The organism is uncultured Caldilinea sp., assembly GCF_937128415.1.
GTDB lineage: Bacteria > Chloroflexota > Anaerolineae > Caldilineales > Caldilineaceae > Caldilinea.
Map to the genome: position 1 here is coordinate 77270 of NZ_CAKZMJ010000026.1, position 24854 is coordinate 102123.

17 protein-coding genes and 1 pseudogene are annotated in these 24854 nt (G+C 61.1%); 10 read left to right on the forward strand and 8 right to left on the reverse strand.

What is annotated here, in order from left to right; translation table 11 throughout:
* Window positions 1-104 precede the first annotated feature (104 nt).
* Window positions 105-1472: an MFS transporter gene (locus tag Q0367_RS03510; RefSeq protein ID WP_297631162.1), complete on the reverse strand. Its 1368-nt coding sequence runs from the start codon at window positions 1470-1472 to the stop codon at window positions 105-107.
* 194 nt (window positions 1473-1666) lie between these two features.
* Between Q0367_RS03510 and Q0367_RS03515 the strand changes: the two genes are divergently transcribed.
* Together Q0367_RS03515 and Q0367_RS03520 are read left to right on the forward strand one after the other, a co-directional pair.
* Window positions 1667-2251: a TetR/AcrR family transcriptional regulator gene (locus Q0367_RS03515; RefSeq protein ID WP_297631159.1), complete on the forward strand. Its 585-nt coding sequence runs from the start codon at window positions 1667-1669 to the stop codon at window positions 2249-2251.
* 68 nt (window positions 2252-2319) lie between these two features.
* Window positions 2320-2766, forward strand: a complete 447-nt coding sequence (locus Q0367_RS03520) for a DUF6069 family protein (RefSeq protein ID WP_297631156.1) — start codon at window positions 2320-2322, stop codon at window positions 2764-2766.
* A 60-nt stretch (window positions 2767-2826) separates the two neighbouring features.
* Here the strand turns inward: Q0367_RS03520 and Q0367_RS03525 are convergent, their stop codons facing one another.
* The 3 genes from Q0367_RS03525 to Q0367_RS03535 all read right to left on the reverse strand — a co-directional run bounded on the left by Q0367_RS03525 (window position 2827) and on the right by Q0367_RS03535 (window position 6294).
* Window positions 2827-4239: an LLM class F420-dependent oxidoreductase gene (locus Q0367_RS03525; protein ID WP_298980996.1), complete on the reverse strand. Its 1413-nt coding sequence runs from the start codon at window positions 4237-4239 to the stop codon at window positions 2827-2829.
* Between the two features lie 151 nt (window positions 4240-4390).
* Window positions 4391-5293, reverse strand: coding sequence for a dienelactone hydrolase family protein (locus Q0367_RS03530; protein WP_297631150.1), 903 nt, complete (start codon window positions 5291-5293; stop codon window positions 4391-4393).
* Between the two features lie 53 nt (window positions 5294-5346).
* A complete protein-coding gene (locus Q0367_RS03535) occupies window positions 5347-6294 on the reverse strand; it encodes an NAD(P)-dependent oxidoreductase (protein ID WP_298980997.1) in 948 nt (315 codons plus the stop codon).
* 221 nt (window positions 6295-6515) lie between these two features.
* Here Q0367_RS03535 and Q0367_RS03540 point away from each other — a divergent pair, with 221 nt between their 5' ends.
* The 3 genes from Q0367_RS03540 (at window position 6516) to Q0367_RS03550 (ending at window position 14436) form a co-directional block, all read left to right on the forward strand.
* Complete coding sequence (locus Q0367_RS03540) at window positions 6516-11717, forward strand: choice-of-anchor K domain-containing protein (RefSeq protein WP_298980999.1); 5202 nt, start codon at window positions 6516-6518, stop codon at window positions 11715-11717.
* 210 nt (window positions 11718-11927) lie between these two features.
* Window positions 11928-12893, forward strand: coding sequence for an aldo/keto reductase (locus Q0367_RS03545; RefSeq protein ID WP_297631141.1), 966 nt, complete (start codon window positions 11928-11930; stop codon window positions 12891-12893).
* A 361-nt stretch (window positions 12894-13254) separates the two neighbouring features.
* Window positions 13255-14436, forward strand: coding sequence for a M28 family peptidase (locus Q0367_RS03550; RefSeq protein WP_298981001.1), 1182 nt, complete (start codon window positions 13255-13257; stop codon window positions 14434-14436).
* A 756-nt stretch (window positions 14437-15192) separates the two neighbouring features.
* On the opposite strand, the pseudogene Q0367_RS21030 reads toward Q0367_RS03550, so the two are convergent.
* Window positions 15193-15420, reverse strand: a pseudogene (locus tag Q0367_RS21030) (J domain-containing protein); the annotation flags it as partial.
* A 176-nt stretch (window positions 15421-15596) separates the two neighbouring features.
* Here Q0367_RS21030 and Q0367_RS03560 point away from each other — a divergent pair.
* The 5 genes from Q0367_RS03560 (at window position 15597) to Q0367_RS03580 (ending at window position 20864) form a co-directional block, all read left to right on the forward strand.
* The gene (locus tag Q0367_RS03560) at window positions 15597-16148 is read left to right on the forward strand and encodes a phosphoribosyltransferase family protein (RefSeq protein WP_297631132.1); all 552 of its coding nucleotides are present in this window, start codon (window positions 15597-15599) and stop codon (window positions 16146-16148) included.
* A gap of 9 nt (window positions 16149-16157) precedes the next feature.
* Window positions 16158-17243, forward strand: coding sequence for a peptide chain release factor 1 (gene prfA / locus Q0367_RS03565; protein ID WP_297631129.1), 1086 nt, complete (start codon window positions 16158-16160; stop codon window positions 17241-17243).
* A gap of 196 nt (window positions 17244-17439) precedes the next feature.
* Complete coding sequence (gene prmC / locus Q0367_RS03570; protein ID WP_298981007.1) at window positions 17440-18504, forward strand: peptide chain release factor N(5)-glutamine methyltransferase; 1065 nt, start codon at window positions 17440-17442, stop codon at window positions 18502-18504.
* A 57-nt stretch (window positions 18505-18561) separates the two neighbouring features.
* Window positions 18562-19422: an HAD family hydrolase gene (locus Q0367_RS03575; RefSeq protein WP_297631124.1), complete on the forward strand. Its 861-nt coding sequence runs from the start codon at window positions 18562-18564 to the stop codon at window positions 19420-19422.
* Between the two features lie 5 nt (window positions 19423-19427).
* Window positions 19428-20864 (forward strand): M1 family metallopeptidase, encoded by a 1437-nt coding sequence (locus tag Q0367_RS03580; RefSeq protein WP_297631121.1) that lies wholly within the window; start codon window positions 19428-19430, stop codon window positions 20862-20864.
* A 216-nt stretch (window positions 20865-21080) separates the two neighbouring features.
* On the opposite strand, the gene Q0367_RS03585 is transcribed toward Q0367_RS03580, so the two are convergent.
* From Q0367_RS03585 to Q0367_RS03595, 3 genes are all read right to left on the reverse strand, one after another.
* Window positions 21081-21815, reverse strand: a complete 735-nt coding sequence (locus Q0367_RS03585) for a hypothetical protein (RefSeq protein WP_298981009.1) — start codon at window positions 21813-21815, stop codon at window positions 21081-21083.
* Between the two features lie 148 nt (window positions 21816-21963).
* A complete protein-coding gene (gene fdhF, locus Q0367_RS03590; protein WP_298981010.1) occupies window positions 21964-24126 on the reverse strand; it encodes a formate dehydrogenase subunit alpha in 2163 nt (720 codons plus the stop codon).
* 265 nt (window positions 24127-24391) lie between these two features.
* Entirely contained in the window at window positions 24392-24751 is a 360-nt protein-coding gene (locus tag Q0367_RS03595) for a YrdB family protein (protein WP_297631114.1), read from the reverse strand.
* Between the last annotated feature and the right edge of the window lie 103 nt (window positions 24752-24854).

Sequence of the window (24854 nt, forward strand, 5' to 3'; positions counted from 1 at the left end):
GAAGCGTTCAATCCTGCGACTTTCCCGGCGCCAGTTCTCAATGACGCCAGTTCAATGGTACCAGAGGTCGCGACCGTCGCAGAAACCTGTCCGGGACTGAATCGCTACGCCTGCACATTTGAAGTCATGGGGCGCCGGTCAACCGCCCAGATGAAAACAGCGCTGCCAAAGCGGAGGACAAACGCCAGCACGAGCGCCATCTGCAAGTTCAGCCAGTCGGCTGTCAGCGGGCCAAGCAGCGCGCCTAAAAAGACCGCAGCGTTGAGCGCCAGATTGTACCAGGCCAGATAGGCGGGGCGGTCGTCCGGCGGCACTTTTTCGAGCAGGTAGTTTGGCAGCGCTCCGCCCGCCAGCCCCCACGCCAGACCACCGATCAACGACGTGACGGCGTAAAAGAAAAGGTTCGGCATGAAAGCCGTGAAGAGCGGATAGGTGCTCAGCAGCGCCACGCCGACCACGGTGAGCAGGTGATTGCCATAGCGACGCGTCAGACGGTCTAGCTGCAGCGAGGTCACCAGCACGCTGCCATGGAAAACCGCCGTGCCGATCGCGATCTCCATGTCGCTGAAGCCCAGCTCTTCGACCCAGCGCAGCGGAAAGAGCGCCACCGGCATAAATTGAGCCAGATGGAAGCTGAACAGCGCCAGCAGCACCCAGCCGTAATGTCCCTGGATGACGTCCGCGCGCAATAGGTCGCGACCACGGGCGAAGATGCGCGGGGCCACGCTCACGCGTTGACCCACGCCCTGGCCGGCGCGCACGCCCCCAGGCTGCGCCGCGTCGCCGATGATCTGGCGAATGCGCGCAGGGGCGTCGCCAGGTCGCTCACTCACATCGCGCAGCTGTGCGAGATGATAGGTGCTCATCGCCGCGCCGATAAAACCGATGCCGAAGACGAGGGTGTAGCCCACCTCCAGCGACGTGACCTGCAAAATGTAGCCCGCCGCCAACGAGGTGATCACGTAGACGACGGCGAGCAGGGCGTTGCGACGCCCCACCACATAGCCGCGCCACTCTAAAGGCACGGCCGCTGCAAAGAGCGCGTTAAAGCCGATCACCAGCGCCACGCCGGGGATGGTGAACAGCAGCGTGCTCCAAATCAGCACATCCACCTGCACCGAACGCGGCAAAAGCAGCGGCAACAACGCATAGATCAGATACATCCCGCGCGTCGCCACCGCCGTCCAAAGGACAGATTTCCCCATCGGACGCTCTTGCAGCCAGCGTCCGGCGGGCAGGGTGAAGATCAAGTTCACCAACGCCGGCCCGGCCGTCAACATGCCGATCTGAAAAGCATTGGCGCCGATGCGTGCGGCATAGACGTTGAGGAAAGCCAGGGTGGTGCCCGCCACGAGGCCAAACCAGGCGATGTCCCAGTACAGATGGTGAAAACGACGTCTCAATTCAGGAGGAGGAATTTGTTGCGTGCTCGCCGGCGTGAACCAGGGCATCCCGCGCATCAGGCGTTTCATGCGTGCTTCCGAAAGGTTTGTGTTTGATCGTTCAGGTTGAATTTTTTGTGAACAATAGCCCACTTTTTGTGTACGCGCAAAAAAGAATTGCAAACACACCTCCATGCAACGTTGTGCTTGAAGGGTTGGTTTCCGGAAAAGCATTGGAATTTTTATTACAAAAAAATATATAGACCGTTCGGTATAATTGAAGCATGAGCAATAGGACGCGACAGCAGCTCGTGGAGACGACTTCGCGTCTGTTGGAGCGGCAAGGCTATCACGGCACCGGCCTGAACCAGATCGTTCGCGAGAGCGGTGCGCCGCGCGGCTCACTGTATTACTACTTCCCAGAAGGAAAAGAAGCGTTGGTGGCGGCGGCGATCGCAGAGCAAGGCGATCGGATGCGCAGCTTCACTGCAACGATTCTGAGCGAGATTGAAGACGCCGTCGAAGCAGTCGATCGAGTCGTGGAGAGGCTGATCGAATTCTTCAGCGTCAGCGAGCATTGCGGCGGCGCACCGTTGGCGGCGGTGGCGCTGGAGACGTCGGCCAGCAGCGCACGGCTGCGCACCACTTGCGCCGACGCTTATAAAGGGTTGATCGATGCATTTGCGCAGAAACTGACTCAGGCCGGTTATCCGCTGCAACAAGCGCAGGCATTGGCGACCACCATCGTCGCCAGCATTGAGGGCGCCGTGATCCTCAGCCGCACCCAGCAGTCAACGTCGCCCATGGAGCAGGTGCGGGCTGCGCTGCGCACACTCCTGACGCAAGCCAGGGCTAAGCGTCAGGACTGACCTTTCGCTTCAGCATTCTCGTCTTTACAGAAAGGCTTTCTGGGGAAAGAGTTTAAGGAGGAGGACGTATGGCCAACGTGATGACGAGTCAACCCTCTGCGAAACTGTCGACGTCGCGCCTCATGCAGGCGGGGGGCGTCGCCATCGTCGGGTCGGTGATCGCCAACCTGATTGTCTATTGGATCGGCAAGATGCTCGCACAGCCGCCGGCTGATTTTCAGCCGTTGGCCTCGCCTGCGCCGACGATCCTGTTTACAGCGCTTTTCCTGGCGATCGCCACAGGAGTTTACGCGCTGATCAATGCAAAGGCCGCCGATCCGGTGCGGGTGTGGACGATTGTAGCCAGCGTTGCGTTGGTTCTGAGTCTGATCCCGAATTTGATGCTGCTGGTGAATCCGTCCGCTCTGCCGGTGGGGACGCCGACGGCAGCCGGTGTGTTCGTGCTGATCGTCATGCACTTCGTGGCCTACGGCGTCGCCATGTGGGCCTTCGTGAAGTGGGCGCATCAGCAATGATCGAGCTCCAGTCTCTATCTTCCGCATAGACGCAGGAGATAGAGGCTGGAGATTTTCTTTTCAAAACAAACTTTGCAACCTCATCGCCAACATGGGGTTGCCTTGAATCTTGAGTTTCCCGCTAGAGAACGCCGCCATTGGGTTGAGTTCGCCGGCGGCGAGCGCGACAAAATCGTCGTCGCTGAGGGAGAGCGTGCAATCGGGCGTTTCGACCTCGCCGGGTCGCACCTCTCCCGCCTCCCGCATGTCAACGACCCAGCTTCCTCCCTGTGCGCCGCTCAGACGAAAGAGAAAGCAGGCGCCGATTTTCGCCGCCAGATCGGGATTGGTTGCAATGCGCTGCGCCATGCGCTCAAAAATGGCGGCGGGCGTCCGCGCGGTGGGCGGTTTTTCTGCAGCAGGGGGAAGCGAAAACGCACGCTCGGGGCGACCGGCTTCCTTTTCCAACACCAGTTCGGCCAGGACGCGCACCGCGGCTGGGTCGAACGTGGTGATGTTGAGCGTCGTGATCGGGCTTTCTCGCCACAGCTCCAGCTTTTCGGCGATGCGCGCTTTGGGGCCGCACAGGGCGACGGCGTCCACCAGTGCGTCGGGGACAGCCTGCGCCGCCGCATCTTTCTGCCCGCTCAGATAAAGCTCCTGGATGCGGTCGGCGGCTTCCTCAAAGCCATAGCGGCAGGCGAGATCGTGATAAAAGTTTTTGCCGCGCGCACCCATGCCGCCGATGTAAAGCGCCAGAAAAGGTTTGACGCTGGCGCGGCATGCATCTACATCCTCGCCGAGCGCAACAGGGACGGAGGGGGCGATGTCGAAATTGTCCAGGTTCTTGACGGCGCCGGCTTTGGCAAAGCCTGCTTCGACCTGAGCCGCGTAGGTGGCGGCGTAGTGCGCCGGTGAAAAGAAGATCGGCAGCCAACCGTCGGCGATTTCGGCGGCCAGCTCGACGTTTTTGGGTCCAATCGCCGCCAGATAGATCGGCAGGTCGCGACGGCCATGCAGGATGCTTTTGAGCGGCTTGCCGAGGCCGGTGGCGTCGGGGCCGCGGTAGGGAATCTGATAATGCTCGCCCTCATGGACAAGCGGAGCCTCGCGGGCGAAAATGGCGCGGAGGATGCTGACGTACTCTCGAGTTCGTCCCAGCGGCTTGCCGTAGGGGACGCCATGCCAGCCCTCCACCACCTGCGGCCCGGAAAGCCCCAACCCCAGCAACATGCGCCCGCCGGAGAGTTGGTCGAGCGTCATGGCGGTCATGGCGGTCATGGCGGGCGTGCGCGCCGGCATCTGCATGATGGCGGTGCCCAGTTTGATGCGCTGCGTCTGCGCGCCGATCCACGCCAGCGGCGTCACAGCGTCTGAACCGTAGGCCTCGGCTGTCCAAACCGCGTAATAGCCAAGGCGGTCGGCCTCCTTGATCATCTCCATCGGCAGCGCAATCGTCGAGCCGGAATAGCCCACCATCAAACCGAGGCGCATATGCCCTCCTTTACTCTATTGTGAAATTGGTTTTGTGGCGAAACGGAGCGATGGAGCCGCCGCTTTCAGAAATGTTGCGACAACAATCTTTTCCAAACGCTCATCCATCATGGTCGTTTGATGTTCAGAGCGGATTCCGATTGCGTCGCAGCTACAGCCATTGGCTCAAAAACGCAAGCACTTCGGCGCGCATCTCCGCCGTCTCGTAATGTCCAATGGGATAGCGCACCATCGACCAGGCTTTGGGTGCGCCGGCTTCGGCATAGGCGCGTCGCAACTCGGCGTCGATGCGATCGAGGCCGGCGCGCGGGGTGAGAGGGTCGAGGTCTCCCGCCAGCGCCAGATGTGGACGCGGGGCGATCAACGCATTGATCTGTGCGGTCGTAAAGTGCTTGAGCAAGGAAGGCACATAGTAATAGATGCCGTGCCCGTCCAGGCCGCGGCTTTCAATCAACGCGTCGAAGTCGGTCAGGCAACAGAGATCGACGCAGACTTTGATGCGCTCGTCGAGCGCCGCCACCCACCACGCCATCGTGCTGCCCATGGAAAGGCCGAGCGTGGCGATGCGGCCGGCGTCCACCTCAGGCCGCGCACAGAGATAGTCGAGGGCGCGGATGCTATCGTAGACCATCATGCCCCACAGCACCTGCCCGCGCCAAAGCATCAGCTTAAAGAGCTCGCTTTCGCTGCGGCCGCGGCGTTCGCCAAAGAGCCAGTGGTCGATGCACAAAACGGCGTAGCCTTGCCTCGTCAACGCCTCGACGTAGGGTGGTTTTTGCAGGGCGGCGCGGCCTGCCACCAGCTCTTCTTTGCCGATCTCATATTCGCCGCCGTGCGCATGATTGTAGAGCACGGCGGGGAAAGGCCCGTCCCCTTTCGGGTGGGCGAAGTAGGCGGGGACCGGCTCCTGGCCGTTCAGATCGAGCGTCAGGCGCTCCAGCCAATAGGCGCCGCCATCGCGACGCCAGACAAGGCGAGCGGCAATCGGGCGGTCGCGCGGAGGCAGGTCGCCGAGAAGGCTCCATAAGCTCGTGCGCTCATCCTGTTGCGTCATCCGTGTTTTCCTCCGATGAATGGCAAAGCGCAGAGAAGGGTTGACTCTTTATTTTATAGCATCGAGAGTTGTTCGCGCTGCCAGGCCAGCTGCGCCGCCAATCCATCTATGATGCGCGTTTTGGGGTTGTAGCCGAGCAATGTGCGCGCTTTCGTGATGTCGGCCGCCGTGCGCCGTTGGTCGCCCGGTCGCGGCGGGCCATGTTCGATGCGCGCTTTGCGTCCGGACAGCTCCTCCAACATGGCCAACACTTGCAACACATTCACCTCCTCGCCGCCGCCGATGTTGAAGGTCTCCCCGGCGCTCTTTTCCGGCTGGCGCGCGGCCAAAAGCAGGCCCTCGATGCAGTCGGCGATGTAAGTGTTGCTGCGGCTGTCGGTTCCGTCGCCGTCGACGACGATGGTTTCGCCGGCCAGCAGCTTGCGAATAAAGATGTGGTATCCCATGTCCGGCCGTTGACGCGGGCCGTAGACGGAAAAGAGGCGCAGGATCGTGAAGCGCAGGCCGTCTTTCTCGCCGTAGGCGCGGCAGAGATGCTCCGCCGCCAGCTTGGTGACGCCATAGGGCGAGACGGGCGCCAGCGGCGCATTTTCGTCGCCGGTGGCGAAACGGCCATACACCGAGGAAGTGGAGCAGTGAAGAAAATGGCGCACGCCGACGTTCACCGCCGCCTCCAACAGACGCTGCGTCGCCAGCACGTTGCAGGTCATGTATTCGTTGAACTGTCGCCAGCTCTTCAGGAGGCCGGCCATGGCCGCTGTGTGAAAAACGATGTCTGCGCCTTCCAGAAGCGGCTCGAGCCCCGCACTGCGCAGATCGGCTTCATAAAAAGTAAAGCCGGGCGTCTTAAGCAAACCCGCCAAATTGCGTTCTTTCACAGCGCGCGGATAGTACGGGATAAACGCGTCGACGCCGACCACGGTGTCGCCTTCGGCCAGCAAGCGTTCGCAAAGATGAGAGCCTACAAACCCGGCCGCGCCGGTGACTACGACATGCGCCATAGGTGCCTCGTTCCTCCCTGATGCGGATCGAAAGTTTGATTCATTCTAGCACAATGGCGACGGAAACGACTGGAAAAGCCGTCATCCGCTCGAACAGGGCTTGAAACAATTGCCCGATGATGGATTCAGCAAAGAAGTCATAAGATGGCAGTGGCGCAGCGTAGAAGATTTTTTCGCAGAGACAAGGCCATTTTGAATCATCCCTCCAGGGAGGAAGAAGTATGAACATAAATTCTTGGAAAAATCGGCGCGGCCAGGCCGTTGGCGTGGCGCTCGCCGCAGCCATCCTGGCGATTGGTTGGCTTTTCATTCCTCCTCCCGCCACCGCATGGGCGCAGAGCGATCCCGATGGAAACGTGGACGGAGTGTGGAGCAACCCACGCAATGATCTGGGAGAAACTCCCGTCACCTGTCAACATATCAACAATTCACCGCAAGATCCAACGAACGAAAACGTGGTGCGCTACGGACAGCCGCTCGGCGCCCCGGACTGCGGGGAGCTGATTTTCCGCAGCGGCTTCGGCTTTGACGGCGCCAACAGCGCGCCCTTTACACCCGGCGTTCCCTTCTTGTTAGGGCAGTTCACCCACTATAACGCCAATATCGTCACGCCGTTGACGCCGATGCAGCTCGTCGATCTCACGATCACTATCGAAAGCGCCAATCCACCTTTCAGCGCACAATTTTCCTACACGATGCGCCTCGATGAAACGCTCAACGATGGCTTTTGTCCCTACGGCTCCACCAATGAAGATCTGTGCGACGATCGCGTTGACTTTTTCAACAACACGCCGCCCCAAACCATCGTCATCGACGGCGTGACCTACACGCTGAACATCGTCGGCTTTGTCCCGGGCACGATGGACGCTTGCCAATACTCGCCGGACATCGTGGACTATTTCATCACCGGCGAGCTGATGCGCAACGACGCCTGCATCTTCGCCGAGTTCGTCACACCGGAGCCGTCGATCGCCATCGAAAAATCACCGGACTACCAAACGGTGCCGATCGACGACATCGCCGACTTCACCATCACCGTCACCAACACGGGCAACATCGGTTTCGATGCGGCGCTGGTGCTCGACCCCTTGACGCCGGACTGCGAGCGCACGCTCACCGGCCTGAAGAGCGGCGCGGTGGAGACCTACCTGTGCACAGCCTACGGCGTGCAACAGGACTTTGACAACGTGGCTACAGTGGTCGCAACGTATGACGGCAATGAATACACCGACGTCGACGTCGCGCGCGTCGATGTGCTTGCGCCCGACACGGCGACGGTGCACGCCCTCAAGTACCACGATCTCAACGGCAACGGACAGCGCGACCCCGGCGAGCCTGGCCTCTACGGCTGGGAGCTGTGCGTCCGCAACAGCGAGGGGGAGACGGTCGGCTTTTGCCAGGTGACCGATCCCAACGGCCGCGCCACGCTGGCCCCAAACCAGGCGGGCGACTTCCTGCTGTGCGAGACGCTCCAGCCGGGTTGGCTCAACACCGATCCGGGCGGCGCCGTCGCTTGCAAGCCCTTCTCCGTCACCCAAGCGCCGCTCTATGCCGAGCTATATCCGACGACAAACGATTTTTACGGCGTCGAATTCCTGGAGAAAAGCGCCGATGAGCTGCGCTGGACGTACAACGTCTACCAATACTTCAACAGCCAGAACGTGCAGGCGTGGACGCTGGCGTTGCCTGCCTGCATCGACGCCGCTCAGATCGATGCAAACGCCACCACGCCGGGATGGAGCCTCGTCCAAGACCCGGTGACCGGCCTGCGCGGCGTCCAATGGCAGACGCCCGGCGGCGTCAACCCGATCCAGGGAGCGAGCTTCACGTTGGCGCTGCTGCAACCCTATCCCACCGGCGCCGCTTCGGCCGGCGTCGTCATCGGAGCGAATTCACCGCTCGGCGCCGTCGCCGCCATCGCAGGCCCGACCTGTAATGAACCGGTGCTGCTCGGCAACGCCTCCGCAGCGCCGGCCACCGGTCAGCTTGAAGTGCGCAAGGTGGTGATTCCCGCCAACGACAGCGGCTTCTTCAACCTGGCCATCGATTCAGTCGTCTTGGCGGCCGACGTGCAGAACGGCGGCACGACCGGCAGACAGACGGTGACCGCCGGCGTGCACACCGTCGGCGAGGGCGGTGGAACGCAGACGGACCTGGATGATTACGTGCGCACGTTGAGCTGCACCAACCGCAACAGCGGCGCCACGTGGACGCCTGCCCCCACAGGCGAGGTGACCGTCAATGTAGGAGACGACATCGTCTGCACCTTCACCAACATCCGACGCGGCGCCATCCGCATCGTCAAGCAGGTGAATGGCCCCGCCGTCGCCGACTGGCTCTTCACCAGCGCGCAGTTGGGCGACTTCACCCTGCCGGCGGGTGGCGGGCAGCGCGAGTTCACGCAGCTGACGCCCGGCGCTTACATCGTCGCCGAGCCCGCCGTCCCGAACTGGGGGTTGGCGGCCCTGAGCTGCAACGATCCGGACGCAGGAACCACTGTCGATCTGGCGAGCGGCGCGGCGACGATCGATCTCGATCCCGGCGAGACGGTGGTCTGCACCTTCGCCAACGTCGCCAATGCAGGTCGCATCACCATCGTGAAGCAGGTCAACGGCGCGGCGGATTCGCCATGGGAGTTTAACAGCGGGTTGGGCGCCTTCACCTTGCCCGCCGCAGGAGGACAGCAGGTCTTCGAGAATGTGGCTCCGGGCGTCTACAACGTCTTCGAGAGCGTAAAACCACTCTGGCATGTGGCGTCAATCGTCTGCAACGACCCGGACGGCGGAACCAGCGTCGATCCGATCGCAGGGAGCGCGTCTATTGACCTGGACCCCAACGAGGACATCACCTGCACCTTCGTCAATGCGCCTGGCCGACCCGCCATTGGGCTGGAGAAACAGGCCAGCGCCGAGATCATCTATGCCAACGAGGTCGTCACCTACACGTTCCTGGTCAGCAACGCCGGGCAGGTCCCACTCCAGAACGTGCGCGTCGAGGATGGCCGATGCACGGTGACGCCGGCGCTGAACGGCGCCTTCAACGTCGGCGATCTCGATCAGAATAATCTACTGGATGTCGGCGAGCAGTGGCGATTCCTCTGCACAAACGTCCTCTCGCAAGACACCACCAACGTGGCGACCGCCCTGGCCGAAGCGCCGTGGGGAGAAACGGTTTGGGCCAGCGACAGCGTCACGGTGGACGTCATTGCACCCCGCATCGCGCTGACCAAAAGCGCCGATCCCATGCTGGTCGATCCCGGCGAAACGGTGCACTACCAGATCGTCGTGCGCAACACGGGCGACGCGCCGCTCTTCAACGTGGTCGTGGAGGACGGCCTGGAGGGATGCACGTTGTCCGGGCCTGAGGGCGACGACGGCGACGGCGTGCTGGCTCCTGACGAGGTCTGGACATATGCGTGCGCCGTGGCAATCACAGCAGACACGGTCAACGTCGCCGCAGCTACGGGTTACGACGTGCTCGGCTCCCCCTGGCGTGCAGAAGATCGCGTCAAGGTGGCGGTGCGCGCTCCGGACATTGAGATCGTCAAGCTCGCCGATCGCGAGTTCATCTATCCCGGCGACACGGTGAATTTCACCATCAAGGTGCGCAACGTCGGCAACACGCCGCTGATGGACGTCCAGGTGACGGATTCCCTGCCGCAATGCGCGCTCAGCGGCCCGACAGGCGATGACGGCGATGGACGGCTGGCCGTCGGCGAAGAGTGGACGTACACATGCGTCCTCACCGTCTGTCCAGGAGAGACGCACGCCGCCGCCAGCGGCATTCCCCTGGGTGCGGCGATGGCGGGCGATGAAATGATGAGCTGGAATCTAGAGACGGCGATCGATGAGGTTGCGCCGGCCTGCAAAGCGCCGATGTTAAAGGAACCCTCCTTCGGCAGCTGTTGGAGCCCACGAAACCAGTGGTTCGAGCTGACCGTCGTCAATCGCTCTTCGATGGCGGCTTACATCGGCTATGACTTCTACCGCGTGGCGAACTCGTTCCGCAATCTCGGACGCTTCGACCCAGGGCAGCGCAGCGTCTTCGTCGTGACGCAGGAAGGCGTGCTGCGCAAGTACATCAGCGCCACCGGCGTCTCCAACTGGCAGCGGCTGGGCGGCACCCACACCCTGAGCATCGCCGGTCATGTGGCGAAAGGGCATCTCTGCCCTGAAGACCCGACGCCTCCGCCGTTGTGCGGCGACGTGACCAACGAAGCGCACGTCACCGCCAGGGACGGCGCCGGCCGGCAGGTGAGCGACAGCGCCTCCGTCTTTGTCGACCTGATCCATCCCGGCATCGAAGTCACGAAGCATGTGGACAAAAGCGAAATTGCGCCGGGCGAAGTCGTCAACTTCACCGTCAACGTGAAAAACACAGGCGACGTAGCGTTGACCGACGTGACGGTGGAGGATTCGCTGCCGCAATGCGTCCTTTCCGGGCCGACCGGGGATGACGGCGACGGCGTCCTCGACCCGGCCGAAGTGTGGAGCTATGCGTGCTCGATGGCGCCGAACGCCAGCGTGACCAATGTGGCGCGCGCCTCCGGCCGCGATCCGCTGGGCAACCTCTGGACGGACGAAGACAGCGCCGCCGTGGAGGTGATTCGACCGGCCCTGGAGTTGGTCAAGGAAGCGGATAAAACGGTGATCTACCCAGGCGAGACGGTTCGCTTCACCCTGCGCGTGCGCAACTGGGGCAACACCCCGCTCAGCCAGGTGAGAGTCACCGACAGCATGCCGGAATGCAGGCTCTCCAGGCCGGTCGGCGACAACGGCAACGGCAGGCTCGATCCAGGCGAGGAGTGGGTCTACACCTGCAGCGTCACCTTCTGCCAGGGTGAAAACGTCACGCCCAGCGGCTACGCCGAAGAGCTCGGCGCCGCCTGCATCATGCCCGGCGTGTGCAGGGACGTCACGAACGTCGGCAAGGTGACGGCGCGCGATCCGCGTGGCAGGACGCTGCGGGCGGAGGACAGCGTCTTCATCGACCTGATCCGCCCCGGCCTCAGCGTGACAAAGAAGGCCAACAAAACCGTCGTGCCGCCGGGCGAGGTGGTGAACTTTACCATCCGCGTCAAGAACGTGGGCGACACGCCGTTGGCCAACATCGAGGTCATCGACAATCAACCGACGTGCACGCTCGGCCACCCGATCGGCGACAACGGCAACGCCGTCCTTGATCCGGGCGAGAGCTGGGTGTACAAGTGCTCGATGACGATCACCCAACGCACACGCAACGTCGTAACAGCCTATGGAACGGACATCCGCGGCAATCGCTGGAGCGCACAAGGCTCGGTGCTGGTGCGCACCTCTCACCGCTGCGTGACTGTCGCCGGCGTCCAGGACGTGGAGGCCTGTATGGCGATGGAAGAAGGTATGGATGCAGAACACCGGCTCTATCTGCCGATTACGCAGCGGTGAAGCTTGCAGAGCGGTTGAACTTTCCACCGCTCTCTATAAATCAGCAACCAAAGTGGGGCGCCGCGCGGCGCCCCACTTTGGTTAAGGCAATATAAATATTTGAAACACAAACGGCTCAAGACGTGCATTTCGATGCTCCCATGATATACTATGTTGTGTAAAACGATTTAATTGTCCCGCAAAGATTCAGCTGAAGAAAGGGAACAGGCTATGAATTACCGTCGTCTCGGCAAAGCCGGCTTGAAAGTCAGCGAACTGTCGTTCGGCGCTTGGGTTTCGTTTGGCACGCAGATGGACGTCGACGCCGCCTACGACTGCATGGTCGCCGCCTATGACGCAGGGGTGAACTTCTTCGACAATGCAGAGGCTTACGCCGGCGGACAGGCTGAAGTGATCATGGGAGAAATTTTGCGCCGCGCAGGTTGGCGTCGCTCCAGCTACATCGTTTCCACCAAGTTCTACTGGGGCCTGCACGATGGTCCAAACGAGCGCAACACGCTCAACCGCAAGTATTTGATGCAGGCCATCGACGGCTCGTTGAAGCGTTTTGGCCTGGATTACGTCGATCTGATCTTCTGTCACCGCCCCGATCCCAACACGCCGATCGAGGAAACGGTTTTCGCGATGGACGACATCATCCGTCAAGGCAAGGCAATCTACTGGGGCACCTCGGAGTGGAGCGCCGATGAGATTCGAGCGGCCTGGGAGATTGCGGAGCGCCATCATCTGCACAAGCCGCAGATGGAGCAGCCGCAGTACAACATGCTGCACCGCGATCGCGTGGAGAAAGAGTACGCCCGCCTCTACGAAGACATCGGGCTGGGGCTGACCACGTGGAGCCCGCTTGCCTCCGGCCTGCTCACCGGCAAGTACAACGATGGCATTCCGGCGGACAGCCGCGCCAATCTGCCCGGCTATGAATGGCTAAAAGCAATGCTGACCGATCCCAAGCGGTTGGCGATCGTGCGCGCGCTGCAGCCGATCGCCAATGATCTTGGCTGCACGATGTCGCAGCTCGCCATCGCCTGGTGCGTCAAGAACCCCCATGTGAGCACGGTCATCACCGGCGCCAGCCGCGTCTCGCAGGTGCACGAAAACATGAAGGCGCTCGAAGTTGTTCCCAAGTTGACCGACGATGTGATGGCGCAGATCGACGCTATCCTCAAAGGCAACTGAACCGCCGTCTGCGTCCCCTTCCAGGGAGCTTGAAGCTTCCTGGAAGGGGACCCCCCAAAGTCGGCCATCCAGAGCCGATGAATTCACCGGAACAGGCGGCGCGCGAGGGAAGCGACGGCCAGAATCGGCCGTGGGCTGAATCGACGTTTTGCAGCAATCGCTCCGCCTCGCCATCCACCAACTGCCGTTGCCGTCGAGTTTAACGCGGGTTGTCCCTCCTTCATTCTGCAAAGCAGAACTTTGCAGAACCTCCTCAGGATTCCGTCGGAATGTCTCCATACTAAAATGAAAATGAAATCTATGCATTGGATAAGAGCTATGTCGGCGATAAGACTTCAATCGAAAGGTTATGGATGCTATTGTGCCAGGGAGAACCATTCGCCATCTTAGAACCTTGTGCAAGGAGATCGGGCCGCGACCTGGAGGTTCGGTCGGCAACCGTGCAGCGGCCGCTTATATCGAATCCGTGTTTCGCAGCTGCGGCATGGCGGTGGAGGTGCAGGAATTTGCATGTCCCGTTTGGGAGGAGCTAGGCGCCTGGCTTTGCCTGGAGGACGCCGCTCTGCCGATTGCAGCCAATCCTTTTTCGCCTTCCTGCCTGGTGGCGGCGCCGATTGCGCCCCTCGCCTCCCTCGCCGAACTGGAGACGGCTGATCTGGAAGGCAAGCTGGCCGTGTTGCATGGAGAGTGGATGCGCAGCCCGTTGGCGCCCAAAGCCTGGCCTTACAAGAGCGAGGACGAAGCGCGCCTCGTTGAATTGCTGGAGCAGAAGCGCCCGGCCGCCGTGCTCACCGTGTACGCCTACCCAGGGGAAGTCGAACGGTTGATCGAAGATCCGGACTTTCTGGCGCCCTCTGCGACCGTTTCCGCCGAAATCGGCGCCTTGTTGATCGAACGGGCGGGCGAGATGGCGCGCGTGCGCATCGACGCGCGCAGAACGGAGGGCGTCACGGCGAACGTCATCGGGCGGTTGCCCGGCGCCTCGCGGCGACAGATTGTCATCTCAGCGCACTATGACACCAAAGTAGACACGCCCGGCGCAGGCGACGACGCCGGCGGCGTCGCCGTGCTGTTGACGTTGGCCGAGCAGCTCTGCCGTCGGGAACGGCTCTATTCGCTAGAATTCGTCGCCTTCACCAATGAAGAGTACTTGCCGCCCGGACATGAAGAGTATGTGCGTCGTCGCCGCGAGCCTTTTGAACAAATTGCGGCAGCGCTTCATTTCGACGGGGTGGGGCTGTGCGCAGGGCCCAACACAGTCGCCGGCTTTCACCTGACGGACGACCTGCAGCGCGTCGTCGAGCAGGTGATGAGACGGTTTCCTGAAGTGCTCTGGGCGGAGCCGTGGCCGCAGAGTTGCCACATGGTCTTCGTTCAGCGCGGCGTTCCGGCGTTGGCGTTCACGGCGCAGGTCGAGAGGCCGCACTTTCACCGGCCTTCCGACACGATTTACACGATCAGCCCAGAGCTTCTGGAGGAGATGGTTTCGTTCAGCTGCAATTTCATTCAAGCCTTGGAGACGCGTGAAGGCGCGCCGGTGTAAAGGTTAGCCGTGGCGCAGCCAATACCATGCGAGCGTCAGCAGAATCACCGTGTTGACGACGCCGACCACGGCGGCGATCTGCCAGAGGCGGATCAGGGCGCCGCTGCGCCGTTGACTCGCCTGCAGTGATTCCAGTTCGATCTGCAGGCGGGCCGCCTCAGTTTCGCTGAAGGTAAGGGCGCTGGAGTAGAGTTGGGCGGCGTGTTGGGTGTTGCGTCGCTCCTGTTGCATTATTTGTTGAAGTTTCTCTCTCTGGGCGACTTCCTCGCGCAATCGTCGCTCGCCTTCTTCTAGTTCCGCGCGCAGCCGTTCAAGGCGATGCGTAAGCTGCTCGACGCGACGCTGACCGGTGGTCTCCCATTCCGCTTTGGCGTGTTTCAGCTGCTCGATCAACGCATTTTTGCGCTCGATTTCCTGACTGAGCCGCTCGATCTTTCGCTCCGCTCGCTCCATTTGATTGCGCAATGTGCGTTCAGTTTCAGCGTATTCACGCATCCTCTCCTCGAGCTGCTGGCGCAACCGATTTTGTTCGGCGTTGAAGCGACTGCGCTCTTCCGCGTGCACTTTTTCCATCTCCGCCACCTTTGCTTGAAGCGTTTCAGCGGCGAGGTCGCTCTGCGCCAGCTTCGCACGCAGGGAGGCCAGCTCTTGTTCAAGCTGTTGAACTCGCCGCGTCGCCTGCGCCATCTCCTGAAATGTGTGTGAATAAAGCGACGCCGAGGGTCGTCCATATCTTGCCGAAAGTCGCTGGGCGCCGTCGAACGCCGCGCGCAAATTCGGGTCGGAAAGCACGCGATAGGCTTCGTTGAGACGCTTAATGTGCTGTTCGGCCAATGCGTAGTGCTCTGGATTGCGCTGATAGCGGTCAGGATGAAAAGCCAGCGCCAGAAAACGATAGCGTCGTCGAATCTCTTCGTCGGACGCCGTGTCCGACACGCCAAGCACTGCATATGGATCGATCGGTGGGGTGGAAGATGGAGTCATCGCCGCACACTCCTTGCGCATGCACGCCGCAGCAAATGCATTCTACCGGACGCGTCGCATGACTTCAAACATGTTTGACCGCTGTTTCTTCCCGAAAAATTCGGGGCGTCTCCACGAATTGTGTTACAATAACAGGCTGCATGTAATTCAAAGATTTGTACACGGAAGGAAAGGTCATGAGCTACGACGGGCGCATGTACACGGTTCAAATCGGCGGCGTTGAGCGTCATCTCCCCATCTTTCAGGTGGCGCCGGGGGTGAAGATCGCGATTTTCAACATGCTGGGCGACACCGAGGTGGTGGAGACGGCGGCGACGGCGCTCTGCACTCGCTTGCCGGCGGAAACCGATGTGCTGGTCGTTCCAGAAGTCAAGGCAATCCCGCTGGCGCATGCGCTGTCGGCGCGCAGCAAGCTGCCCTATGTCGTCGTGCGCAAGGCGCGCAAGCCCTACATGGTCAACTGCCTGGAAACCGAGGTGCTCAGCATCACCACCGGCGCACCGCAGACGCTCTATGTAGACGGCAAGGATGTGCCCTTGTTGCAGAGAAAGCGCGTGGCGCTGGTCGACGACGTGATCAGCACCGGCAGCACCCTGCGCGGCCTGCGTCAATTGATGGCGCAAGCCAACGCCACCGTCGTCGCCGAGATGGCGGTCTTCACAGAAGGGAAAGCGGACGACTGGAACCACGTGATTGCGCTCGGTCATCTGCCCATCTTTACAGATTAAAGGTGTTTTATGTCCATGATTCTCGATCGCGTCGCCAGAATCGCCGATCGATATGATGAATTAACTGCGCTGATGGCCGATCCCGCCGTGGCGGCCGACTTTGCGCGGCTGAGCGAGCTCGACCGCGAGCGACAGGAGATCGAGGAGCTTGCCCAGACCTACCGACGCTATGAGCGCGTGCAGAAGCAGATCGAAGAGAATCGCTCCCTGCTTCACGACGCCGACGAGGAGATGCGCGAGCTGGCGGAGAGTGAAATCGAGACGCTCGAAGAAGAGTTAGAGGCGCTCGAAAGACAGATGAAAACCCTGCTGCTCCCCAAGGACCCCAAGGACGAGAAGAATGTCATCGTCGAAATTCGCGCAGGCACCGGCGGGGAAGAAGCGAGCCTTTTCGCCGCAGAACTCTATCGCATGTACACGCGCTGGGCCGAAGCGCATCGCTACAAAGTGGAGCTGCTCAGCATCAACGAGACCGGCCTGGGCGGCGTCAAAGAGGTGATCTTCGCCATCAAAGGCAAAGGCGCCTACAGCAAACTCAAGTACGAATCCGGCGTGCACCGCGTGCAGCGCGTGCCGGTGACGGAGAGCGCCGGCCGCATCCACACCAGCGCAGCGACCGTGGCGGTGCTGCCGGAGGCGGACGAGATCGACGTCGTGATCAACGAGAACGACATTCGCATCGACATCTTCCGCAGCAGCGGCCCCGGCGGCCAGAGCGTCAACACCACCGACTCGGCGGTGCGCATCACGCACCTCCCGACCGGCATCGTCATCTCGTGCCAGGATGAAAAGAGCCAGCTGCAAAACAAGTTGAAAGCGATGCGCATTTTGCGCACCCGCTTGTACGAGATGGAAGAGCAGAAGCGAATGGAAGAGCTCGGCGCAGCGCGGCGCAGCCAGATCGGCTCCGGCGACCGCAGCGAAAAGATACGCACCTATAACTTTCCGCAGAATCGCGTCACCGACCACCGCATCAACAAGACGGTCTATCAGCTCGACGCCGTGCTGGACGGCGCCATCGACGAGTTCATCGAAGAGCTGGCGGCCGCCGACCAGGCGCAGCGCCTCGAAGCCATGAGCGCAGAGTTGGCGTAAACGATTTGATGAAGAATCGTCGCCCGCAGCGTCGTCCAGCGTACAGAAGTAGACTGTCTATGCGTCGCAAAATTGTCAGTACAAAATCAGTTGCAAAGCAACGCTTTTCTGATACAATCATTGGCGTTTTGTTCAGCAGAACGTCGGATTTTTATCGAGAACGCAACGAAACACAGTTCATCCCAGGAGGCATTGTTTGGCTATCTTACCGTTGGAAGTTCGACCAAGGAAGGGCGAACGCCGGAATCGACGCGCTCGATGGCGAGTGGCGGCCGGCCCGAATGGAGACCAGCCACAGGAGCTCGTATCTGCAACCTTTTATCGCAACGGCGGCGCACACATGCAAGACGCTGCGCCGTCTGAGGACGCCCAGGTGTGGCAGGAGGTGATCTGGAGGCTATCCGACGACGTGACCGTCGGGCAAGCGATCAACGCCGCCACCCAACGTCTGGAGGAAGCGAATATCTCCACCGCGCGCCTGGATGCGCAGGTCATCCTGGCGCACGTGCTCGGCGTCGACCGGAGCTGGCTGTTCGCCCACCACGAGCAAACGCTCTCACCTCAGCAGGCGGAGGCCTACACCGAGCTGATCGTGCGCCGCGTGATGCATGAACCCGTCGCTTATCTTACCCATCGCAAAGAATTTTATGGCATCGACCTATATGTGGATCGGCGCGTGTTAATTCCGCGCCCCGAGACGGAGATGCTGGTCGATCAGGTGTTGACCGAAGCAGCTATCCGCGCGCCGCAGGAGGTGATTGTGGCGGATGTCGGCGCCGGCAGCGGCGCCATCTCCGTGGCGGTTGCAATGAACGCAGAGAATGTCCGCATCTATGCGCTTGACCTCAGCGAAGACGCACTGGCCGTAGCGCGCCGGAACGTAGAAACCTACGCCCTGAATGAACGCATTCAACTGCTGCAGAGCGACCTGCTGACGGCGTTGCCCGAGCGCGCCGACATCGTAGTCGCCAATCTGCCCTACGTGGCCGAAGATGACTACTGGACCCTGGAGCCGGATGTGCGTGACTATGAGCCGGCGCAGGCCCTGCTCGGCGGACCGCAGGGGGTGGCCGTGATCGCCCGTTTGCTGCCGCAGTTGCCTGGCCGCTGCACCCCCGGCGCGTTGATTGTGCTGGAGATCGGCCACAACCAGGGGGCGCTCCTGTTGGAGATGGTGGAGACGCTGCTCCCCCAAGCGACGCAGCTTGAGCTGCACCGGGACTATCAGGGACGCGATCGCATCATCTCATTTCTGTTGTAACGATCAGACGCCGCCTGTCGAGCAGGCGGCGTTTCTTTGAAAGTGGGTTGCGCACCTATGCGTCCATTCGATCTGGTTGTCCTTGACCTGGACGGCACCATTCTCAACGCCTATCAACGCACGCGCATCAGTGAGGCGGTGCACGACGCCATCGAGGCGGTTCAGGCGGCGGGCGTGCCGGTCACGATCGGCACCGGCCGCACGCTCGACTACATTCGCCATCACCTGCCCGGCGACTTGCGTCTGACCCATCCGGTCATCGCAACGCAGGGTGCGGTGATCGGCGATCCGGTGAGCGGGCGCATCCTGGTCGAAACGCCGCTGCCGCTCGCAGAGGCGCGCGCGATCGCCGCATTCGTCGACGCCCATCGCTATACGACCGCCTTTTACTTCAATACGGCGGACGGCCACACCGTCATCTACCAGAACGCCGCCGGCGCCACGCCTGAAGAAGAAGCGCTGCTGCATCACCTCTTAGGGGTTCCAACCGCTCTGGTGGAGGAATTTTCGCCGCTGTTGGCCGACGAGGACGCCCACCCGCCGATCAAAGTGATCGCCTTCAATCATGACCTGCCCGAAGCAGTGGACTTACTCCACGAATATCAACGGCGCTTTTGCCCGCCGCTGACCGTCACGCGCACGCACGAGTGGCTAGTCGAGGCCACTGCGCCCGGCGCGGACAAAGGCAGCGGGTTGCTGCGCCTGTGCGAGCTGCTCGGCGTTGACCCACGGCGCGTGCTGGCGATCGGCGACAGCGACAACGACATTCCCATGCTGAAGGTCGCCGGTTTCGCCGTCGCCATGGGCAACGCCAACGAACGCGTCAAGGCCGTGGCGGACTGGGTGGCGCCTTCAATCGACGAAGAGGGCGCAGCGGTTGCACTGCGCCGCTGGGTGCTGGAGCCGATGGGAGTGTGACGCTTATGCGCAGGCCAATCTGGTTGGTCTGGCTGACAATTGCACTGGTCGCTTGCCAACCGATTGCAGCCCCGGCGCCGTCGGCGCCAGCGGCCGTTCTCGATGAGTGGATCGAGGGAGCCCCTGGCGTAGGCGACCCTGTCTTCCCGTTGCTCGGCAACGGCGGCTACGACGTCCAACATTACACAATCGAACTGAGCGTAGACGTCATGCGCAATGAAATCATGGGCGCAACCTCGATTCGCGCAGAGGCGACCCTACCCTTGCGCTCTTTTAACCTTGATTTGCTTGGGCTGACGGTTGAAGAGGTGACCGTCGATGGAGCGCCTGCTCACTTCGCACGCAATGGACAGGAGCTCACCATCGTTCCAACTGCGCCGCTGGCGGCGGGCGCCCTGTTCACCACCGTCGTGACGTACGCCGGGACCCCGGCCCCGATCCGAGATGCGCACCTGGACTTCGTTGACCAGGGCTGGAACCAACGAAACGACGCCATCTTCGTGGTCAGCGAGCCGCAGGGCGCAATGACTTGGTATCCGGTCAACAATCATCCGATTGATAAGGCAACGTATACGCTGCGCATCACTGTGGAGGAATCTTACATCGTAGCCGCCAACGGCGTGTTAAGGGAGGAGATCGACCACGGCGACCGACGCACATACACGTGGGAGATGGCGCAGCCGATGGCGAGCTACTTGACGACGGTGGTGATCGGGGACTTTGTGCGCATCACGAAGGCGACGTCGACAGGCGTGGAAATTCGCCATTATTTTCCGCCCCAAGATGCCGATCGATTGACGCAGCTTTTCGCCGCCACCGACGAGATGATCGCCTTCTACAGCGACCTGATCGGCGAATATCCCTTCGACGCCTACGGCGCAGCGGTCATGCCCTTTCCGCTGGGGTTTGCCCTGGAGACGCAGACGCTTCCGATCTTCGGTCTGGACACGGTGATGGAAGGCGTCAACGCCCATGAGCTTGCGCACCAGTGGTTTGGCAACGCCGTGACGCTGGCCAGTTGGGACCAAACCTGGCTCAACGAAGGGTTCGCCACCTATTTGCAGCGGCTCTGGCTGGAGCGCAAACTGGGACGAGCATTCCTGGAAAGCGGAATGCGGCGCTACTACGAGATGTTGGCGGCGATGAAGACGCCTGCGCCTGGGACGGTCGATGCGCAGAATCTCTTCTCTATGTCCGTCTATGAACGAGGAGCCTGGGTGCTGCACGCCTTGCGTCTCCGCATCGGAGATGAACTGTTCCGCCGATTTCTGCGCACCTACTACGCCCGCTTCAAAGACGGCGTTGCATCCACGGAAGATTTCATCGCTCTCGCCAATGAGGTGAGCGAGCAGGATCTTACAGACTTTCTCCGGTCGTGGATATACGATGAAACTTTGCCCCCGATCCCAGAAATCGGTGAGTCTTTTCCTTCATCCGATTGAGCTTCGCAAGCAATCTTTGCGAGGTGGTGGGGCCATCGCCGGGGTGAACCCGGCGATTGGCGCCCGGAGGAAAAAGGAGGTTTCCCGTTGCCGGGAGAGGTGAGAATGTGTGCGAAGTTTGCTCCCCAGTAAACTTCACACTTATTGTAGTATGGACACTAGTATACCGCATCGGACAAAATGCACAAAATTTGAGATCCCCAATTGTGCAATTTGTCACAACTGCTGCGCACGATTCAGTGCAGGTGAGACAACTGCAAATGAGAAGATCGAAAAAGGCAAAGCAGTGGGTCGTCGAGAAAATGAAAGTGCATCGTCCGTGAGGCTTTCTATTTCGCCGCTGGCGTTCAGCGCTTCCCACTCCAGCAGCTCCCAGTGGATCGGAAGATGCCCGCCTCCTGGCAACCAGCAGCTGTGCGCATCAGCGGCTTGCAGCAGTCCAAGCGACATCCAGAATGGCGACGTCGCCAGGCGTCTGCGCTCCTCGCTGGGGAGGCGGGGAAACTCATGGGCAAGGCCGTGGTTGGCGACGACAAAGTGCAGCCGCTCCGTCTCAGAGGCGCTCAGGCCGATGCGTCGAGCCAGCGCTGGAATCTCCGCCGCCGCCTCCGCCTCGTGATCGGGGAAAGGCGGTTTTTGTACGAAATTCCTACGACACGCGGGCTTTTTCCAGTCGTGGATCAGCGCCGCCAATCGTTCGACGAAATCGGGTTCGCGGTCGAGATAGCGGCGGGAGAAGATCGGCAACGCCATGCAGGTCATGACCGTGTGCGTGGCGGCGTCCCCCTCAAGGTGCATATCGTCGCCCTGGTTGCAGCCGATGAGAAGTCGGATGCCAGGGATCAACGCGTTCAGCCATTCTTCGCTCAACGCGCGTCGCAGCGTGGCCGCGCGACAGCGTTCCAGAAAATCCTCCAGCCGCCGACCTTCTGGCGTACGAATTGCGCGCATCCTTCACCTCCGTTGAACATTGCTCTAATGCTCCTCTAGAGGGAAGGGTACGCTGTAGAGATTAACGGTTGTTCTACAAAGGCCGTCGCCCCTGTAAAGAGAGAGTTAACGCCGCCGACGCACGCAGTGTTCGGGCGCTCGCTGAGATTCAATAGCGTCCGCGCGGCTCAAGCTCGGGGATTTGCATCGCCTTCTCTGGCTCTGCAATTTGGATGTTGACGGCGCACGCCTTGTATTCCGGAATTTTGGCCCGAGGGTCGAGCGCATCGATGGTCAGCAGGTTGGCGGCGGCCTCGGCGAAGTGCATGGGGATGAAGACGACGCCTGGCCGCGCCTTGGGCGAGACCTCTACGCGCAACACAACCGACCCGCGACGGGAGGAGACGCGCACTGCGTCCCCCGTCTTGACGGCCAGCCGCGCGGCGTCGATCTCGTGGATCTCCACTTTTGGCGTTGGCGAAAGGTCGTTGAGCTGAGAATGGCGCGTCATCGTGCCGCCGTGCCAGTGCTCAAGCAGCCGGCCCGTCGTCAGGATAAAAGGATATTCCTCATCGGCCTCTTCGGCGACAGGCACATATTCCAGCGGGAAGAAGCGCCCGCGGCCGGAGGGGAAACTTTCGGCGAAGAGAAAAGGTGTGCCGGGATGCGTCTCGTCGGGGACAGGGTACTGCAGCCCCACGTTTTCGATGCGCGCGTAGGTGACGCCCTTGAACATGGTGGCGACGCTGGCCATCTCGCGGAAGACCTCCTCCGGACTGGCGTAGTCCCAACCCGCGCTCGTTGGCCGCCCTAACCGGCGCTCGATGCGTTTCGCCAGGTCGCAGATGATCTCAGAGTCGGGGCGCGATTGGCCGCGTGGGGCGATGGCGCGACGCACGCGTTGCACGCGTCGGTCGGTGTTGGTGAAGGTGCCGTCCTTCTCCGCCCAGGAAGCCGCCGGCAGGAAGACGTCGGCGAATGCGCCGGACTCGTTGATGAAGATGTCCTGCGCCACCAGAAATTCGAGTTGCTCCATGTGTTTGCGGGTGACATTGAGGTTTGGCTCGGTCATCATCGGGTTTTCGCCCATGATATAGAGGGCGCGCACGCCGCCGGGATGTGCGTGAGAGAGAATTTCGGTGGTGGTCAACCCGCGCTGGCGGCTGAGGCCGCCCGGCTCGATGTTCCATGCCTGCTCCCACTTGCGCGCATTTTCCTCTTTGTCCACCTCCATATAGCCCGGATAGTGGAAAGGCATGGCGCCGGCGTCGGACGCGCCCTGGACGTTGTTCTGTCCGCGCAGCGGGTTCAGCCCGGTGCCGCGACGCCCAATGTGCCCGGTGAGGAGCGCCAGGTGGATCAATCCCAGCGCGCTGGCTGTGCCGTTGCTGAACTGCGAGATGCCCATGCCCCAGTAGATGGCGCCGTTGCGCGCCGTGGCGTACATGCGCGCCGCCTCGATGATCAGGTTGCGATCGACGCCGGAGATTTTTTCGGCGTATTCAGGGGTGAATGGCTCCAGCGAGCGGGCGTACTCTTCGAAGCCGGTCGTGCGCTGCTCGATGAACTGCCGGTTGATCAACCCCTCCTTGACGATCACATGCGCCATCGCCGAAAAGACCGGCACGTTCGTCCCCGGTTTGAGCGGCAGCCAGAGCGCAGCGTAGTCGCACAGTTCCAGCCGACGCGGGTCGATGACGATCAGCTTAGCGCCATGTTTGCGCACCGCCTCTTTCATCTGCAGCGCAATGATCGGGTGATTTTCAGTCGTGTTCGAGCCGGTGACGATGAAGCAATCGCTATCGATGACTTCGGCGGCGGTGTTGCTCATGGCGGAGGTGCCGAGCGCCATCTGCAAGGCGACGACGCTGGCTGCGTGGCAGAGCCGGGTGCAGTGATCGACGTTGTTGGTGCGGAAGAGGGCGCGGAACATCTTCTGGAGCAGGTAGTTGTCCTCGTTGGTGGCCTTGGCGCAACAGTAGACGGCCATCGCCTTGGAACCGTCGCGGCGATAGATTTCCACCAGCCGGTCGGCGACGTAGTCGAGCGCCTCGTCCCAGCTCACCTCGCGCCACTCGCTGCGGTCGAAGGCCTGCGTGCGTCGTCCCGGCGCTTGCGGCGTCTTGCGGATGAGCGGCGTCGTGACGCGGTCGGGGTGATACATGAAATCATAGCCGAAGCGCCCCTTGACGCAGAGGTTGCCCTTGTTCACAACGGCGTCGTGCGGCGAGGTGATACGATAGATGAAATCGTCCTTGACATGAAGTTGCAGATTGCAGCCCACTCCACAGTAGGGGCAGGTGGTCGAGACAATGCGATCCGGCGTGATCATGGCGGCGGCTCCTTGCAAAACGCGCTTCGTGCGCCTGCGTCGATTTTTCGACTCCTCTCACGAAGGTCACACCCAAAGGAAAAATGAGCGCAGCTCAAAATCAGGAGAGCACTCGCTAGACGCTACAAATTTTATCGTGACTTTGCTATTTTAGCACAAGCGCCTCGTCGATCGGCCTGTGCTCGCCGTCTCCGGAGCCGACGGCCCGCCCGATCTGCATCCTTTTACTGCGAAGCATCAGGAGCGGTTCATCCCAGCTGGGAAATCATCGTTTGACCATCCACAAAACGCGCTCGTATGAAAGAACGTAATGCAAGCATATCAGCGCGCCAAGAACCCAGGCCTGAACCGTGAATTTCAGATCATGCAGCGCCCAAACGGCCAATGCAAAGAACACCAATTCGAGCAGAAGCCGCAAGGCGCCGGGGATTGCAACCGGCGCCGGCCCAGGATCGTTTGGAACCCGAAAAGTAGCCCACACAGCGGCGGCGATGATGGGAATCCCTGGCGCCAGAACGAATCTGGCCCAGTTTTCCCCCTTCTGCCATCCCCAAAATCCGAAAGAAATCAAAGCGGCTATCTCCAGTAAAAAACGAAGTCCGAGGTTGAGGGAATGAAGATTCACAGCGCCTCCTCTCACAGACGCAGCGCATCAATTAATATCGGTGAATGCTGAACGCTGTGCGCCGCAGAATTTTCACTGCATCCTGGCAGTCTATCAGCTTGAA

Excerpts from the sequence above, each read along its gene's own strand:
- Q0367_RS03545 (WP_297631141.1), top strand. The coding sequence starts at position 11,928 with ATGAATTACCGTCGTCTCGGCAAAGCCGGCTTGAAAGTCAGCGAACTG.
- Q0367_RS03580 (WP_297631121.1), top strand. The coding sequence starts at position 19,428 with ATGCGCAGGCCAATCTGGTTGGTCTGGCTGACAATTGCACTGGTCGCT.
- Q0367_RS03585 (WP_298981009.1), bottom strand. The coding sequence starts at position 21,815 with ATGCGCGCAATTCGTACGCCAGAAGGTCGGCGGCTGGAGGATTTTCTG.
- prfA (WP_297631129.1), top strand. The coding sequence starts at position 16,158 with ATGTCCATGATTCTCGATCGCGTCGCCAGAATCGCCGATCGATATGAT.
- Q0367_RS03530 (WP_297631150.1), bottom strand. The coding sequence starts at position 5,293 with ATGACGCAACAGGATGAGCGCACGAGCTTATGGAGCCTTCTCGGCGAC.
- fdhF (WP_298981010.1), bottom strand. The coding sequence starts at position 24,126 with ATGATCACGCCGGATCGCATTGTCTCGACCACCTGCCCCTACTGTGGA.
- Q0367_RS03535 (WP_298980997.1), bottom strand. The coding sequence starts at position 6,294 with ATGGCGCATGTCGTAGTCACCGGCGCGGCCGGGTTTGTAGGCTCTCAT.
- Q0367_RS03525 (WP_298980996.1), bottom strand. The coding sequence starts at position 4,239 with ATGCGCCTCGGTTTGATGGTGGGCTATTCCGGCTCGACGATTGCGCTG.
- Q0367_RS03540 (WP_298980999.1), top strand. The coding sequence starts at position 6,516 with ATGAACATAAATTCTTGGAAAAATCGGCGCGGCCAGGCCGTTGGCGTG.
- Q0367_RS03515 (WP_297631159.1), top strand. The coding sequence starts at position 1,667 with ATGAGCAATAGGACGCGACAGCAGCTCGTGGAGACGACTTCGCGTCTG.
- Q0367_RS03575 (WP_297631124.1), top strand. The coding sequence starts at position 18,562 with ATGCGTCCATTCGATCTGGTTGTCCTTGACCTGGACGGCACCATTCTC.
- Q0367_RS03510 (WP_297631162.1), bottom strand. The coding sequence starts at position 1,472 with ATGAAACGCCTGATGCGCGGGATGCCCTGGTTCACGCCGGCGAGCACG.
- Q0367_RS03520 (WP_297631156.1), top strand. The coding sequence starts at position 2,320 with ATGGCCAACGTGATGACGAGTCAACCCTCTGCGAAACTGTCGACGTCG.
- Q0367_RS03560 (WP_297631132.1), top strand. The coding sequence starts at position 15,597 with ATGAGCTACGACGGGCGCATGTACACGGTTCAAATCGGCGGCGTTGAG.